Origin of the sequence: Pseudomonas sp. AG1028 (assembly GCF_007993955.1) — a bacterium.
In the GTDB taxonomy this organism is placed as follows: domain Bacteria; phylum Pseudomonadota; class Gammaproteobacteria; order Pseudomonadales; family Pseudomonadaceae; genus Aquipseudomonas; species Aquipseudomonas straminea.
Window position 1 is genome coordinate 119,026 of sequence record NZ_VIVP01000014.1, and the last position, 15,600, is coordinate 134,625.

Consider the following 15,600-nt stretch of genomic DNA (forward strand, 5'->3'; position numbering starts at 1 on the left):
GGGAGCATGTCCAAGGTTGACGACAGGCCTCGGCAAAAGTTTAGGGCTAGCAGTCAACCAATCGACCGGGTGGCTCGCGCATCAATCCTGGCTTACCGAGCCAATCTTGTGAATCGACAGGTCGGCGCCGTAATACTCCTGCTCCTGGCTCAGGCGAATGCCTACCACCTGCTTGAGCAATCCATACACCGCAAAGCCGCCAATCAGCGCCACGGCGACGCCAGCCAGGCTACCCACCAATTGGCTGGCGATGCTGACGCCACCCAGACCGCCCCACAGCGGCTGGCCGAAGATGCCGCAGGCGATACCACCCCAGACGCCACACAGGCCGTGCAGCGGCCAGACGCCGAGTACATCATCTACCTTCCATTTAACCTGTGTCGCGGTGAAGGCCCAGACAAACAGCGCACCGGCGATGGCGCCGGTGGCCAGGGCGCCCACCGGATGCATCAGGTCGGAGCCGGCGCAGATGGCGACCAGCCCGGCCAGCGGGCCGTTGTGTAGGAAGCCCGGATCATTGCGGCCGACGATCAGCGCGGCCAGGGTGCCGCCTACCATCGCCATCAAGGTGTTGACGGCCACCAGGCCGCTGATGCTGCCCAGGGTCTGTGCGCTCATCACGTTGAAGCCGAACCAGCCGATGATCAGCACCCAGGAACCCAGCGCCAGGAAGGGAATGCTCGACGGCGCCATGGCCACCAGGCGGCCGTCGCGGTAACGGCCATCGCGGCGCCCCAGCAGCACCACCGCGGCGAAGGCCAGCCAGCCGCCGACGCCGTGAACGACCATCGAGCCGGCGAAGTCGTGGAACGGTGCACCGAAGGTCGTCTGCAGCCAGGCCTGGAAACCGAAGTTGCCGTTCCAGATCATGCCTTCGAAGAACGGGTAAACAAACGCAACGATCAGGGCGGTGGCGCACAACTGCGGGCCGAAACGCGCACGCTCGGCGATGCCGCCGGAAATGATCGCGGGGATCGCTGCCGCAAAGGTCAGCAGGAAGAAGAATTTCACCAACGCGTAGCCGTTACCCTCGACCAGTACGCTGGCCGGATGCAGGAAGCTGACCCCATAGGCTATCCAGTAGCCCACGAAGAAATAGACGACGGCCGAGATCGCGAAATCCGAAAGAATCTTGGATAGCGCATTGACCTGATTCTTCTGCCGCACGGTTCCGACTTCCAGAAAGGCGAAGCCGGCATGCATGGCCAGGACCATGATGGCGCCGATCAGGATGAATAAGGTATTCGAGCCGTGAATCAGGGTTTGCACAGCACTGTCGAGGTTTTCCATCGAAACACAGACTCCGCAGCGAAAAGCACCAAAAAGGAACACCAGCCCAGCGAGAAGCACCATTTACAAGCACGCCATCTCACGTCATTGCGCACCCATTGGGAGCGCATCGGCATCATGGCACTCCGTCGCCTCGCCTTTTCAAGACTTATTCTTGGTTTATCAAGTAGTTAACAAGGCACCAGAGAGATGCCAAGAAAGACGCCGAGCACCATAACCATGCATATCGGCCCGCCTCGCCGTTCGCCAATGCAATGCCTGTGCCCTCTGAGGCGGCCTCCGCGTCCATCCCGGCAGATAGAGTGAACCTGCCAGGGGTGAGCCACTCGAACCCCTTACACCGCCCCATTCCTACAGGAGATTGATCAATGGCCCGCCCACTCCCCTCGCGCCCCGTAGCTCCAGCCAACAAGGAAGAGCTACTCGAAGAGTTCCAGGCACTGGTACGTGACACCGAAACCCTGCTGCAACATTCGGCCAGCCTGGTCGGCGATCAAGCCGAAGAGCTGCGCGCGCAGATCCGCGACAGCCTGGGCCGTGCACGCACCACACTGAAGAACACCGAAGAAACCGTGGTTCAGCGTGGCCGCGCAGCCGTGGGTGCAACCGAAGACTATGTGCAGACCCATCCGTGGCAGACCATCGGCATTGCCGCTGGCATTGGTATACTGATCGGCATGCTCATTAGCCGACGTTGATCAGGACAGCACATGGATGACAGCCAGACAGCAGCACCTCCCAGCCGCGGCCCCTCGCCACGGCGCCTGGCCGGTGCGCTGCTCGGGCTGGTTCATGACCATGTCGCGCTGTTCAGCGAAGAGTTTCGGGAGCAGCAGGCGCGCACCGTCACTCTGCTGATCCTGACCGGCCTCTGCGTCCTGTTCGGCCTGCTGCTGATCATCGGCCTGTCGGCTGCCCTGCTAATTGGCTTCTGGGACACCCACCGCATTCTGGTCATCACCCTGCTCTGCCTGTTCTATGCAGCCGGCCTGCTGGTTTGCGGCTGGAGCCTGGTACAACGCATGCGTAATGCCCCGGCGCCGTTCAGCGCCAGCCTCGAAGAACTGGCCCGCGACCGCGAGCAACTGCTGCCATGAGCGACAAGAATACGCAGGAACTGCGCAAGACCATGTTGCGGCTGCGCCTGGAAATGCATCGCCAGGAAATCCGCTATGAAACCCAGGTCATGCTGGAGCCGCTGCGCAAGGCCAAGGACTTGGGTACTCACTGGCACAGGGAACTCAAGGGCAGCCACGCACCAATCTGGATCACCGGAGGCGTGTTCGCTCTGACCGTCTTGGGTATGCGCGGTGGCCAATGGCGACGCTGGCTACGCATGGCGCTCGCCGCGTTCCCTGACCTGCGCAAACGCTCGCCTGGCCATGAAAGCGAAAAGCCAGCAGAGAAATCCGATCAAGCCTGAAACTGGCCACTTTCTTGCTAGGAAAGAGCACAAAAAGCCTGGGTAACGCCTGGCTAACCTGCCCTTTCACTAAGGATGTGCCCGGTGCTCGACGGTCAACCCATCGCCGTCTTCCAACCCTTCATCGATACCGCTACCGGACAGATCGCCGGCATAGAGGCCCTGGCTCGATTGCGCGACGCCGCTGGCCGCCTGCATTCTGCAGGGCCGCTGTTCGCTGATCCGAAAACGCCCGCCGCGGCCTTGCGCAGGCTGGACCGAGCGATCCGTGAGCAGGCGTTCATGCGCTTTCGTCATGCGCCGCCCGACTGGTTCCTGAGCGTGAACATTTCGCCACGCTGGATTGGTCGCCTGCGCCCACAGCAGGCGCTGCCGAGCCTCAAACAGCTGGCGAGCAGTGGCGTCGATCCCACTCGCGTGGTGTTCGAGATCACCGAACTGGGCGGCGCCAGCCAGCGCCTGGCCGCAGTGGCCGCGCGCTACCGCGAGGCCGGCGTGCGTATCGCCATCGACGATTTCGGTGCCGGCTACTCGCAACTCGACCGTGTGCTGGCACTGCGCCCCGACATCCTCAAACTGGACATGCGCCTTTTCCAGGAAGCGGCGCGGGGCGGGCCCAGCGGCGAAGTGGTCAAGGCGCTGGCGATGATGGCGGAAAAGACCGGCTGCTGGATCATCGCCGAAGGCGTGGAAACCGAAGCCGAACTGCATTTCGCCTTGGAGTGCGGCGCTCGCTACGTGCAGGGCTATCTGTTCGCCAGGCCGGAGCTGGAATTCTTCGACAGTGGCGCATTCGTCGAGTGCTTCGCCCGCCTGCGTGACGCCTATGTGCACAAGAAACTCGCCGACCGCATGCAGCTGATGACCCTGCGCCGCCAGCTCGCCGAGCTGTTCACCCAGCTCAAGCACAGCCCCGATGGGCTTGCACCGACGGTGACGCCGGGCGCCTACCCCTGGCTGATTCGCCTGTATCAGTGCGACCGCCACGGCACGCAGATCAGCCCCAACCTGGAATGGCGCGACGGCGCCTGGCAGGCCGACGATCGCTACCTGGGCCACAACTGGTCATGGCGCCCCTACTTCTATCAATTGCTTGCCGAAGGCTGGGAAGAGCGCCGCTTGATCCTCTCCAACACCTACCGCGACGCCACCACCAACCAGTACTGCCTGACTGCCGGGCAGTTCATCGACAACGGCAGCCGCCTGCTGCTGGTCGACATCGACGCCAGTGGACTTTAGTGGATGCGGCCTTGCAGTTGCGGGACCGAACAGGGAAGCTAACGGACATTCGCGCATGCGCCGCCTTTGCAAGGCCACACGCGCCCGACTCGTCGTATCCGGTAAAGGAAGCACGCTTGGACTGGCAAACCCTGCTCACCCGTGAACGTCTTGGCAAACCGGCGCCCAGCGCCGATGAACTGGGCCGCAGCCCCTTCCACAAGGATCACGACCGGATCATCTTCTCCGGCGCCTTTCGCCGGCTGGGCCGCAAGACCCAGGTGCATCCGGTGTCCAGCAACGACCACATCCATACCCGCCTGACCCATTCGCTGGAAGTCAGCTGCGTGGGCCGCTCCCTGGGCATGCGTGTCGGCGAGATGCTGCGCGGTGAACTACCGGCCTGGTGCGAGCCCAGCGATCTCGGCATGGTGGTGCAGTCCTCCTGCCTGGCCCACGACATCGGCAATCCGCCGTTCGGCCACTCCGGCGAGGACGCCATCCGCCACTGGTTCCAGCAGGCCGCGGGGCGCGGCTGGCTGGATGCCATGAGCGATGCCGAGCGCGGCGACTTTCTCAGCTTCGAAGGCAATGCCCAGGGCTTTCGCGTTCTCACCCAGCTGGAGTATCACCAGTTCGATGGTGGCACACGACTGACCTACGCCACCCTCGGCGCCTACCTCAAATACCCCTGGACGTCACGGCACGCCGAGGCGCTGGGTTACAAGAAGCACAAGTTCGGCTGCTACCAGAGCGAGTTGCCGCTGCTCGAGCAGATCGCCGGCAAACTCGGCCTGCCGCAGCTCGAAGAGCAGCGCTGGGCGCGGCACCCACTGGTCTACCTGATGGAGGCCGCGGACGACATCTGCTACGGCCTGATCGACCTGGAAGACGGCCTGGAAATGGAGCTGCTCGACTACGCCGAGGTGGAATCGCTGCTGCTCGACCTAGTCGGCGACGATCTGCCGGAAACCTACCGTCAGCTCGGCCCCCAGGATTCGCGGCGGCGCAAGCTGGCGATCCTGCGCGGCAAGGCCATCGAGCACCTGACCAACTCGGCCGCCCAGGCCTTCGTCGAGCAGCAGCCTAGCCTGCTGGCCGGCCGCTTGGAGGGCGATCTGGTCGAGCACATGCACGGCCCTGCCAAGCACTGCGTGCAAGCTGCGAAGGCCATGGCCCGCGAAAAGATCTTTCAGGACAAACGCAAGACGCTGCACGAGATCGGCGCCTACACCACGCTGGAAATTCTCCTCAATGCCTTCTGCGGCGCGGCGCTGGAACAGCACGGCGGGCGCACGCCGTCGTTCAAGAACCGGCGCATTCTCGACCTGCTGGGCCATAACGCACCCGATCCGCACTGGCCGCTGTACCGCTCGTTCCTGCGCATGATCGATTTCATCGCCGGCATGACCGACAGCTACGCCACCGAGATGGCGCGGGAAATGACCGGTCGCTCGAGTCCGGTCTGAGCATGCGCCAGGTGTTCAGGCAGTTGTTCAGTTGGCACGCCGGGCCACCCGCCTGGGGGCCGGCGATGGTCGCCGGCCTGGGCTGTGCACTGCCGCTGCTGCTCGGTCTGTTCAGCGCCCATCCGGGCTTTCTGTGGGCGTCGGTGGGTGCTTTCCAGGCGGCCCAGGCCAACCCGCTGCACCGCTTCGGCATGCTACGCATGCTGCTGCTCACCGGCCTGGGCGCCTGCAGCGCCGGCCTGGGCTTCTGGTCGGCGACCCACCCGCTGATCAGCCTGTCACTGTTCGCCGCCTTCGGCCTGTTGCTGGCCTGGCTGCAGCGTTACGGCACCGAGGCCGGCAAGCTGGGCATCGGCCTGACCGTCTGCCTGTGCCTGGGGCAAGGCCAGTACGGCAGCAGCATGCTCAACAACCCTAATGCCATCGCCATGCTATTCATGCTCGGCGGGCTGTGGGTGATGCTCTTGGCCTTCGGCCTGCGCGGCCTGCATGGCCTGCGCATGTGGCCGCACATGCCGCGCCTGATCAGCCTGCTCAAGGTGCTGCGCCGGCATGCGCAGCGGCAGTCTCGCCAACAATGGGGCCTGTACGCCCTGGGCTGTACGGTGGCGGTTTCCATGGCCGGCTTGATCGTCAATCTGGCCCATCTGCAGCGCGGTTACTGGCTGACCCTGGCGGTGGTCACCACCCTGCAACTGGAATTCAGGGGCAGCCTGGTGCGCGCGTTGCAGGCGAGCATGGCCAGCCTGACGGCCGCCGGCCTGCTGATCCTGTTCGGCCATAGCCTGCAGAGCCCACCGCTGATGGTCGCCATCATGCTGCCGCTGATCATGCTCAGCCGCGCCCTGCAGGCCAACCACTATGGTCTGTTCGTGCTGCAGACGACGGTCTGCTTCGTGCTGCTCGCCGAAAGCCTGGCCAAGGACTGGCACCTGCCGCAGGTGCGCCTGCTCAACGTCACCCTGGGTATCGTGCTGACCCTGTTCATCGCCCTGCTGATGCACGGCCTGCGCCAATGGCTGGATAACCGCAACGCCGCCAGATTACGCACCGCGGCAGCAGGCGAGCGAGCACCGGCGCAGCAATCGGAAACAAAGGCAATGAACGACGAGTGACCCAGGGCGGGCACAAAAGAAAAGGGCCTCGAACGAGGCCCTTTGTCGTGGATCAGGAAGCCGAGTTGATCTCTTTTTCCGGGTACCACACGTCCAGCAGCGGGCTGACGCTGAAATCGACCAGCTCGGAGCGGCCTTTCAGCCAGGCTTCCACAGCGGCGCGTTGCTCTTCGCTGACCGAACCACGCTTGGCCAGGCACACCAGGCCGTAGTCGTCGCCGCCAACATAGCCCAGGCCATTGGCGTTCATCGCGTCGCTCAGGAAGGCATCGAGGAAGGCGTCGACCGCTTCATCGCTCAGGTCTTCCTTGAAATTCAGGTTCAGTTCGAAACCCAGCTCCTGAAACTCGTCCACACAGAGTTTCTTGCGCAGACGACGGGAACGATTGGTAGCCATGGGTATAAATCCTTGCAGAGTGATAACGCGCGGCACTCTACCAGTTTCGTGACGGCGATGCCCGCCAACTGGCGAAAAATCGGCCGCTGCCGTCGCCGAAGTAGCCCACGGCCAGCTGCAGCTGATCATTGACCATAAAATCCCGCAATCACGGCCCTTGGCGGCCTGGTGATGGGGCATAATGCGCGGCATTGTCCCAAACCGCTGTGGGAGCTCGTAATGCGATTTTCCGTTGTACCTGCCGTTCGGAGGCTGCGCATCCTCCGCCCTCTGGCCCTCGCCTGTCTCGTTCTGCCCACCGCCCTGCCCGCCTACGCGGCGACCAACGCCACACTCCCCGAGGGCGTGGCCAAAAGCCTGAAGGCCAACAAGATCAGCCAGCAGTCGTTATCGGTGGTGACGCTGCCACTCAACGGCCCGGGCAACGGCACCATTTTCAATGCCGATGTGTCGGTGAACCCGGCCTCGACCATGAAACTGGTCACCACCTTCGCCGCTCTGGAACTGCTCGGCCCGACCTACCAGTGGAAGACCGAGTTCTACACCGATGGTCAGCTCAAGAACGGCGTGCTCAACGGCAACCTGTATCTCAAGGGCGGCGGCGATCCCAAGCTGAACATGGAAAAGCTCTGGCTGATGCTGCGTGACCTGCGCGCCAATGGCGTGCGCCAGGTGACCGGCGATCTGGTGCTGGACCGTGGCTACTTCGTACAACCGGACCTGCCGGCTTTCAACGATGACGGCGGCGATGCCAACAAGCCCTACCTGGTCACCCCGGATTCGCTGCTGGTCAACCTCAAGGCCCTGCGCTTCATCGCCCGCGCCGAGGACGGCAAGGTCAGCGTGGCCGCCGAGCCGCCCCTGGCCGGCCTGAAGCTGGACAACCAGGTCAAGGTACTCAAGGCCGGCAAATGCCCGGCCTGGCCGGACGTGCGCTACAACCCGGTGAAAGAATTCGACGGCACCCGGGTGATCGTTACCGGCCAGCTGACCGATGGCTGCAGCGCCCAGACTTACCTGTCGTTGCTCGACCATCCGTCCTACGCCGCCGGCGCGGTACGGGCGATCTTCAGCGAGCTGGGCGGCAGCATCCTCGGCAAGGACCGTCAGGCCGAAGTGCCGAAGAGCGCCACCCTGCTAGCCCGAGCCTTCTCGCCGGACCTAGTGGAAATCATTCGCGACATCAACAAGTACAGCAACAACACCATGGCCCGCCAGCTGTTCCTCAGCATCGGCGCCCAAAACCGCAACGAGGCGGACATCGACGATGCCCACGCCGCGCAGCGGGTGATTCGCGCCTGGCTGGCACGCAAGGGCATCACCGCGCCGCAGCTGGTCATGGAAAATGGTTCCGGGCTGTCCCGAGCCGAGCGCATCAGCGCCCGGGAAATGGGACGGATTCTGGAAGCGGCCTGGAAGAGCCCTTACGCGCCCGAGTTCATCAGCTCGATGCCGATCGTCGCGCTGGACGGCACCATGCGCAAACGCCTGCGCAACACGCCGCTGGCCGGCCAGGCGCACATCAAGACCGGCACCCTGAACAACGTGCGCGCCATCGCCGGCTTCAGCCGCGACAACAACGGCAATGCCTGGGCCGTGGTAGCGATCCTCAACGACCCCAAACCCTGGGGCGCGTCGGTGATTCTCGACCAGGTGCTGCTCGACCTCTACAAGCAGCCGAAAAGCGCTGCCCGATAAGCGCCTGAGGCAGCCCGGGTCGAGCTAGGCGAAGCCTGGGAAAGCCTCCTGGGTATCGCTACGCTCAACCCAGGCTAAGGCTGTAACAGACTTACTTCGCCATGATCTTCCAGGCACGGTGGATCTTGGCGTTGCGAGCGAAGTCCGGGTCGATGGTCTCGGCGCTGATTTCCTCGACCCGATAACGGGCCGGCAACTGCTCGTCGAGCAGGAACTTGCGGAAGTTGTTGGAGAAGTACAGCACGCCACCCGGCGCCAGGCGCGCCATAGCCATGTCCAGCAACTGGACTTGGTCGCGCTGCACGTCGAACACCCCTTCCATGCGCTTGGAGTTGGAGAAGGTCGGCGGATCGATGAAGATCAGGTCGTACTCGCCACTATCATCGCCCAGCCAGCTCATCACATCGCCCTGCTCCAGACGGTTCTTGTCCGAGAATCCGTTGAGCGACAGGTTGCGCCGTGCCCAGTCCAGGTAAGTCTTCGACAGGTCGACGCTGGTGGTGCTGCGCGCGCCACCCTTGGCCGCATGCACACTGGCCGTGGCGGTGTAGCAGAACAGATTGAGGAAGCGCTTGCCGGCCGCCTCTTTCTGGATGCGCAGGCGCAGCGGGCGGTGGTCGAGGAACAGGCCGGTGTCCAGGTAGTCGGTGAGGTTGACCAGCAGCTTGATGCCGCCCTCCTTCACCTCCATGAACTGGCCCTGGGCCGCCTGGCGCTCGTACTGCTTGGTGCCGCTCTGGCGCTCGCGACGTTTGATCACCACCTTGCTCTTGTCGATACCGAGCGCCTGGGGAATCGCCGCCAGGGCATCGAACAGGCGCGCCTGGGCTTTCTCCGGGTCGATCGAGCGCGGTGCGGCATATTCCTGCACATGCACCCAATCGTGGTACAGGTCGACGGCCAGCGCGTATTCGGGCATGTCGGCATCGTACAGGCGGTAGCAGTCGACGCCTTCGCGACGCGCCCACTTGCCGAGCTGCTTGAGGTTCTTCTGCAGGCGATTGGCGAACATCTGCCCGCCCTCGCTCAGGCGTGCCTGCTCGACCGGTGCCGGCGCGGGCTTGATCGGATTGCCGTTGCGGTTGAGCTTCAGCGCCTCGGCCTGCAGCTCGTTCTGCTCGCGTTCGCGCTCACGCTGCTCGGGCGTGCGGCGCTCGCCGGTGACGAACTGCTCGGGCTGAACCTTGATCAATAGCAATTTGCACGGCAACGCGCCGTTCCAGAACGAATACTGCTTGTGGCTGCGGATACCCATGCGCTTGCCGAGATCCGGCGCGCCGGTGAATACCGCCGCTTCCCAGCCCATGCACGCCTGGCGCAGGCGCTCGCCGAGGTTCTGATAGAGATACAACAGGCTCGCTTCGTCGCCCAGGCGCTCGCCATAGGGCGGGTTGCTGATCACCAGGCCTTTCTGATTCTGGTCCGGGCGCGGCTCGAAGGTTGCCACTTCGCCCTGATAGACCTTGATCCAATCGCTTAGCCCAGCGCGGTCGATATTGTTGCGCGCCGGCTGGATCAGCCGCGGGTCAGCTTCGTAGCCGCGGATCCACAATGGCGGCTTGGCCATACCGGCTGCCGCGCGCTCCTCGGCTTCGGCACGCAGGCGGTTCCAGGTGGCCGGTACGTGACCCAGCCAGTTGCTGAAGCCCCACTGCTCGCGCGTCAGGTTCGGGGCGATATCGGCGGCGATCATCGCCGCCTCGACCAGAAAGGTGCCCACACCGCACATCGGGTCCGCCAGGGCACCGCCCTCGGCGGCGATACGCGGCCAGCCGGCGCGGATCAGCACGGCCGCGGCCAGGTTTTCTTTCAATGGCGCCGCACCTTGCTGCAGGCGATAACCACGCTGATGCAGGCTGTGACCGGAGAGATCCAGTGACAGGATCGCTTCGCCGCGATCCAGGCGCAGGTGCACGCGTAAGTCCGGGTTGAGCTTGTCCACCGACGGACGCGTGCCATCGGCCTGGCGCAGCTTGTCGACGATGGCATCCTTGACCTTAAGGGCGCCGAAATGGGTGTTGTCGATGCCTGAGCCGTGGCCACTGAACTCCACCGCGAGGCTGCCACTGGGTTCCAGGTGCTCGAACCAGTCGACATTGAGCACACCTTCATAAAGGGTCTCGGCATCGCGCACCGGGAAACGTGCCAGCACCAGCAGCACGCGGTTGGCCAGACGCGACCACAGACACAGCCGATAAGCGGTTTCCATACTGGCCGTGCCACGAATGGCCGAAGTGTGCTCGCGAGCCTCATCCAGGCCCAGCGCCTTGGCTTCCTCGAGCAGCAGGCCTTCGAGCCCCTTGGGGCACGTGAGGAAGAGTTCGTGTTGGTCCGACATCATAGATCCAGTGCCCGAAGGCGGTAATGGGTTGGCCCAACGGTGGGCGCAACCAAAAATAAGTGACAAGAAGTCGCAATGCGACCCTTCGTCCGAATAAATTGCAGCTGCAATCGATAGCCATTCACGATGGCAAATCACCAGCAGATTTCGCGAGGCCCAGTAACTGCGCGGGTTTGCACGGTCACTTTGGCTGTCGCCAAATCACCTTATGGCCTCACCCTCAAAAGCGTTACGTCCTTATGACAAATCGATCATTCACAGCGCCCCGTGCATTCGATAGAAATCTACCCAGGCCGTCGTCGCAACGACGATGGCACATGGAGGCTCGCGACGCCGGCAGCGGACTCCAACGGCAGACCTTCTGCCTGACCTCCTGGAGGTCAACGGGACATAAAACAGTCAACAAGTGAGGGCAACACCCTATGAGAAGACTTAAGCGTGATCCGTTAGAAAAAGCATTTTTGCGCGGCTATCAGTACGGTATCAGTGGTAAATCCCGCGAGCTGTGTCCTTTCACTCTTCCGTCCGTGCGTCAAGCCTGGCTCAATGGCTGGCGTGAAGGCCGCGGTGACAACTGGGACGGTTTGACCGGCGCTGCCGGTATTCATCGACTCAACGAACTTCGCGCAGTCGGCTAACGCCAGGGACCTACCGACTTCACCAAGCACGCTCCATCCGAGCGGCGGGCGCAAGCCCAGGGGCTCCCCAAGGGAGCCCTTTTTATTATCTGCGATTCAACGCCGCGCCGCGGCGATGGCGTCCACCGCCTCGCGAATCAGCGCAGGTCCTTTATAGATGAAGCCCGAATAGATCTGCACCAGGCTCGCGCCTGCGGCGATCTTCTCCGCCGCATGCCGGCCCTCCGTGATGCCACCAGCGGCGATGATCGGCAACCGACCGCCCAGCTCTCCTGCCAGCACGCTAACCGTGTGGGTGCTTTTGTCGCGCACCGGTGCACCAGACAGACCACCGGCTTCGTTGGCGAATGCCAGGTTCTCGACGCCCTCACGGCTCAGCGTGGTGTTGGTGGCGATCACCGCATCCATACCGCTTTCCAGCAGCGCCGCAGCGACCTGCACGGTTTCTTCATCGCTCATGTCCGGGGCGATCTTGATCGCCAGCGGCACGCGGCGACCATGGCTGAGGGCCAGTTCGTTCTGGCGCTTGTGCAGGGCATCGAGCAACTGCTTGAGCGAGTCGCCGAACTGCAGGCTGCGCAGGCCCGGGGTATTCGGCGAGCTGACGTTGACCGTCACGTAGCTGGCGTGGGCATAGACCTTGTCCAGGCAGATCAGGTAGTCGTCCACCGCGCGCTCGACCGGCGTGTCGAAATTCTTGCCGATATTGATGCCCAGCACGCCACGGTACTTGGCCGCCTGCACGCGGGCCAGCAGGTGGTCGACGCCATGATTGTTGAAACCCATGCGATTGATGATCGCCTCGGCTTCTGGCAAGCGGAACAAACGCGGCTTGGGGTTACCCGGCTGCGGCCGAGGCGTGACAGTGCCGATCTCGACGAAGCCGAACCCCAGCTGCGCGAAGCCATCGATGGCGTCACCGTTCTTGTCCAGGCCGGCTGCCAGCCCCACCGGATTGGCGAACTGCAGGCCCATGACCGTCACTGGCAGACGGCTTGGCGCCTTGGTCAGGCGACCGGCCAGGCCAAGGCGGCCAGCGGCACCGATTAGATCGATGGACAGCTCGTGAGAAGTTTCCGGGGATAGTTTGAACAGCAGCTCGCGGGCCAGGTTGTACATGGGCAGACTTAGCTCGGCAGTGGCGAAATCGAAAGGCGCGAATTATAGCCGGCCAAGCCACCCGGTAGCGAGGATTAGAGCCTGCTCATGATCTAGCGAGCTAGAGCGATACAAGAGCTAGGCGCCCCCGCAAAAACAGGCGAGAAACGCAGCGCAGCGGAGTAACAGCCAACGGCTGGCCCGCAGGGTGAGCGCAGCGAATTAAGCGGACTGGGCTCGCACGCGAGTCTACGAGCTGAAATGAGCATTACTCGCTTCGCTCGCCCTTCGGGCCGCGCTAAAGCGCGTTAGCCGCAAGCGGCTTTCTACTGGGCTGGCAATCCAGCTTGTTTTTAACGCTGTAGCGCCGACGCGCAGCAGATCGTGAACAGGCTCTTAGGCTAGGCGCCGCAGGCTGAGCAGCTCACCAACATCATTGAACTCTAGCTCGAAGGAACCATGGATACCGGCATGGGTCAGAAACGTCCGGAAATGATAGGCGGGAATACTGACTCGCCGCCCGTCGCGGCTCAGCGCCTGAATGCGGTTGGCCCGCCCCTGATAAATCGCCTGCACGCGGTCTGCGGGTAATGCGATATCCAGAACTAGGCTTGCCATGGAGGCTCCTTGCAAATGAATGAACGGATTGTGCCATATTCGAACCTGTCGCATCGATCAGGTCCGGGCATTTCGGCCATGACCTGGACATTGTGCTGCGAGGGTCGTGCAACTCCTGGCAGGCTCTGCCACACTGCGCCTGGCACAATGACGTACGCGAGCTGCCATGAGCCTGCCTGAACAGCCCAGCCCTCTAGCCTCACGCCTGGCCGCCCTGGCTCAGCGCGTCGGCCTGCTTGGCCGCGGCTGCAAGCCCATCTTCGAGCGCGCCAGTCAGCTGCAACTGCCCTTCTCCGAAATCCCCACCTTTGGCGACAACATCTGCTGGCTGGGTGGCCCGCCCCTGCAGCGCCTCAAGGATCTACCGCGCAGCGCACTGTCCGGTCCGGTGCAGGAAGACAAGGCCGAAGCCCACGCCGCGCTGGTCCAGCTGATCGAGGTCGAACACCGCCATCTGGAGCAGTTCGACCTGCGCCTGGTCGACAGTCTGGTGCACTGCGACGGCAGTTACGGCAGCCTCGAAGATTACGCGGCCAGCGAAGCCTGCCGACAGATCCGCATCATCAGCTACCGCGACTTTCTCAAGCACCTGAGCAAGGCGCTGCCCGAGTACCCTCACCAGAGCCTCGAGCTGTTTCACGCCCAGTGGCGCGGTGAGCGGTTGTTCTGGGCCGGCGAATCGCACCCGGAGGCCTTTGCCAGTGCCGTGGCCTATGCGCGCTTGCGCGGCCTGGAAATCACCCTGCCGGCGCACATCACCTACTACCGCATAAGCCCCGACGGCCTGCGCGATCTGGAGCAGTGTTATCACGCTCTGGCAATGCCCTGCGCGGCCTGGAGCGACGCCAGCTTCATGCAGTTGCTGATGGAGCACGAAGTGCCCTACGCACGCCTGAGCCTGTTGCGCACGCCGGGCGCGCCCGAGTTCCTGCTGCTGCCCAAGCACTCACCGCAAGCCTGCGCACTGGGCGAAGGCCTGCTGCAGGCCGGCGCACCGGACATGCTGCAGTACGTGCGCGAGCTGAGCTGATCGACAGGTTTTGTAACTTCTCGCGCGGGATGTGTACGGCAATGGCAGGTCAGTCTTTGCTCCCTCTCTGTTTGGAGCATCACCATGCGCATTGCCCTCGCGTCTTTGCTCATCGCCGGAAGCCTGCCTGCCCTTGCTGCTGAAACACTGCGCTATGGCGCCGAGCTGCAGGGTTTCGACTACCCCCATGAAGTCAAACGCTTCAAGTTCGGGTCGCAAGGCGTCTCGTTGCAGATGGCCTACATGGACGTGCAGCCCGAGAAGGCCAATGGCCGCACGGTGCTGCTGATGCACGGCAAGAACTTCTGCGCCGCAACCTGGGAAGGCAGCATCAAGGCGCTGAGCGATGCCGGTTACCGCGTGGTAGCGGCGGATCAGGTCGGTTTCTGTAAATCCAGCAAGCCAGCGCATTACCAGTACAGCTTCCAGCAACTGGCCAGTAATACCCACGCGCTGCTCGAACAGATTGGCGTCGACAAGGTGACCGTCATGGGCCACTCCATGGGCGGCATGCTGGCCACCCGCTACGCCCTGCTCTACCCCGATCAGGTCGAGCAACTGGTGATGGTCAATCCGATCGGCCTGGAAGATTGGAAAACCCTCGGCGTGCCCTACCTGAGCGTCGATCAGTGGTACCAGCGCGAGCTGAAAACCACTGCCGAGGCCAGCCGCAACTACCAGAAGAGCACCTACTACGCCGGCCAGTGGCGGCCCGAGTTCGATCGCTGGGTCGACATGCAGGCAGGCATGTTCAATGGCGACGGCAAGGAAATCGTCGCCTGGAACTCGGCGCTGACCTACAACATGGTCTACACCCAGCCCGTGGTCTACGAATTTTCCGAGCTAAAAATGCCCACACTGCTGCTGATCGGTGAGCAGGACAATACTGCCATCGGCAAGGACGCCGCACCCGAAGCGATGCGCAGCAAACTGGGAGATTACAAGGCTCTGGGTCCGGCCACCGCCAAGCGCATTCCAGATGCGACCCTGGTGACCTTCCCGGATCTTGGCCACTCACCGCAAATTCAAGAGCCAGAGCGTTTTCACCAGGCGCTGATCAAAGGCTTGTCCATCTCCAGCAAGCCGAGCTCCTCAAAAGGCAATTGAGATCAGCCCCACGCTGTCAGTACGGCCACTACAGATCAGGATGGTCGCCGGGAATATCCGGCGACCTAGCACTTCACGCAATTTTTATTGTTTTTTGACACGCGCATGACTTAGCCCCCAGCACAGTGGCCCCATGTCCGAATCCCTCGGACCGAGCG

At 63.0% G+C, this 15,600-nt stretch carries 15 protein-coding genes; 10 read left to right on the plus strand and 5 right to left on the minus strand.

Going from position 1 to position 15,600, the window contains the following annotated elements:
- Positions 1–81: 81 nt before the first annotated feature.
- Complete coding sequence (locus FB481_RS21755) at positions 82–1,290, minus strand: ammonium transporter (RefSeq protein WP_147177764.1); 1,209 nt, start codon at positions 1,288–1,290, stop codon at positions 82–84.
- A 368-nt stretch (positions 1,291–1,658) separates the two neighbouring features.
- Between FB481_RS21755 and FB481_RS21760 the strand changes: the two genes are divergently transcribed.
- From FB481_RS21760 to FB481_RS21785, 6 genes are all read left to right on the plus strand, one after another.
- Positions 1,659–1,988, plus strand: coding sequence for a YqjD family protein (locus FB481_RS21760; protein ID WP_075930724.1), 330 nt, complete (start codon positions 1,659–1,661; stop codon positions 1,986–1,988).
- A 12-nt stretch (positions 1,989–2,000) separates the two neighbouring features.
- Positions 2,001–2,387, plus strand: a complete 387-nt coding sequence (locus FB481_RS21765) for a phage holin family protein (RefSeq protein WP_147177766.1) — start codon at positions 2,001–2,003, stop codon at positions 2,385–2,387.
- Positions 2,384–2,713, plus strand: a complete 330-nt coding sequence (locus FB481_RS21770; RefSeq protein ID WP_147177768.1) for a hypothetical protein — start codon at positions 2,384–2,386, stop codon at positions 2,711–2,713. The genes FB481_RS21765 and FB481_RS21770 overlap by 4 nt, the downstream gene beginning before the upstream one ends.
- An 84-nt stretch (positions 2,714–2,797) precedes the next feature.
- Positions 2,798–3,952, plus strand: a complete 1,155-nt coding sequence (locus FB481_RS21775; protein ID WP_147177770.1) for an EAL domain-containing protein — start codon at positions 2,798–2,800, stop codon at positions 3,950–3,952.
- A gap of 116 nt (positions 3,953–4,068) precedes the next feature.
- Positions 4,069–5,400, plus strand: a complete 1,332-nt coding sequence (locus FB481_RS21780; RefSeq protein ID WP_075930728.1) for a deoxyguanosinetriphosphate triphosphohydrolase — start codon at positions 4,069–4,071, stop codon at positions 5,398–5,400.
- Between the two features lie 2 nt (positions 5,401–5,402).
- Positions 5,403–6,515, plus strand: coding sequence for an FUSC family protein (locus FB481_RS21785; protein WP_147177772.1), 1,113 nt, complete (start codon positions 5,403–5,405; stop codon positions 6,513–6,515).
- A 52-nt stretch (positions 6,516–6,567) separates the two neighbouring features.
- Here FB481_RS21785 and FB481_RS21790 read toward each other — a convergent pair whose 3' ends face one another.
- Positions 6,568–6,912 (minus strand): YggL family protein, encoded by a 345-nt coding sequence (locus tag FB481_RS21790; RefSeq protein WP_013790960.1) that lies wholly within the window; start codon positions 6,910–6,912, stop codon positions 6,568–6,570.
- Positions 6,913–7,131: 219 nt separating this feature from the next.
- Here FB481_RS21790 and dacB point away from each other — a divergent pair, with 219 nt between their 5' ends.
- Complete coding sequence (gene dacB / locus FB481_RS21795) at positions 7,132–8,610, plus strand: D-alanyl-D-alanine carboxypeptidase/D-alanyl-D-alanine-endopeptidase (protein WP_147177774.1); 1,479 nt, start codon at positions 7,132–7,134, stop codon at positions 8,608–8,610.
- A gap of 91 nt (positions 8,611–8,701) precedes the next feature.
- Here the strand turns inward: dacB and rlmKL are convergent, their stop codons facing one another.
- Positions 8,702–10,948, minus strand: coding sequence for a bifunctional 23S rRNA (guanine(2069)-N(7))-methyltransferase RlmK/23S rRNA (guanine(2445)-N(2))-methyltransferase RlmL (rlmKL, locus tag FB481_RS21800; protein WP_147177776.1), 2,247 nt, complete (start codon positions 10,946–10,948; stop codon positions 8,702–8,704).
- A gap of 425 nt (positions 10,949–11,373) precedes the next feature.
- Between rlmKL and rmf the strand changes: the two genes are divergently transcribed.
- Positions 11,374–11,589, plus strand: a complete 216-nt coding sequence (rmf, locus tag FB481_RS21805; RefSeq protein WP_013790957.1) for a ribosome modulation factor — start codon at positions 11,374–11,376, stop codon at positions 11,587–11,589.
- Positions 11,590–11,685: 96 nt separating this feature from the next.
- On the opposite strand, the gene FB481_RS21810 is transcribed toward rmf, so the two are convergent.
- Both FB481_RS21810 and FB481_RS21815 read right to left on the minus strand, forming a co-directional pair.
- Complete coding sequence (locus tag FB481_RS21810; RefSeq protein ID WP_147177778.1) at positions 11,686–12,708, minus strand: quinone-dependent dihydroorotate dehydrogenase; 1,023 nt, start codon at positions 12,706–12,708, stop codon at positions 11,686–11,688.
- A 375-nt stretch (positions 12,709–13,083) separates the two neighbouring features.
- Entirely contained in the window at positions 13,084–13,305 is a 222-nt protein-coding gene (locus tag FB481_RS21815; protein WP_147177780.1) for a DUF2835 domain-containing protein, read from the minus strand.
- A 166-nt stretch (positions 13,306–13,471) separates the two neighbouring features.
- Between FB481_RS21815 and FB481_RS21820 the strand changes: the two genes are divergently transcribed.
- Both FB481_RS21820 and FB481_RS21825 read left to right on the plus strand, forming a co-directional pair.
- A complete protein-coding gene (locus FB481_RS21820; RefSeq protein WP_147177782.1) occupies positions 13,472–14,335 on the plus strand; it encodes a DUF6685 family protein in 864 nt (287 codons plus the stop codon).
- An 84-nt stretch (positions 14,336–14,419) separates the two neighbouring features.
- Entirely contained in the window at positions 14,420–15,442 is a 1,023-nt protein-coding gene (locus FB481_RS21825) for an alpha/beta fold hydrolase (RefSeq protein ID WP_147177784.1), read from the plus strand.
- The last annotated feature ends 158 nt before the right edge of the window (positions 15,443–15,600 follow it).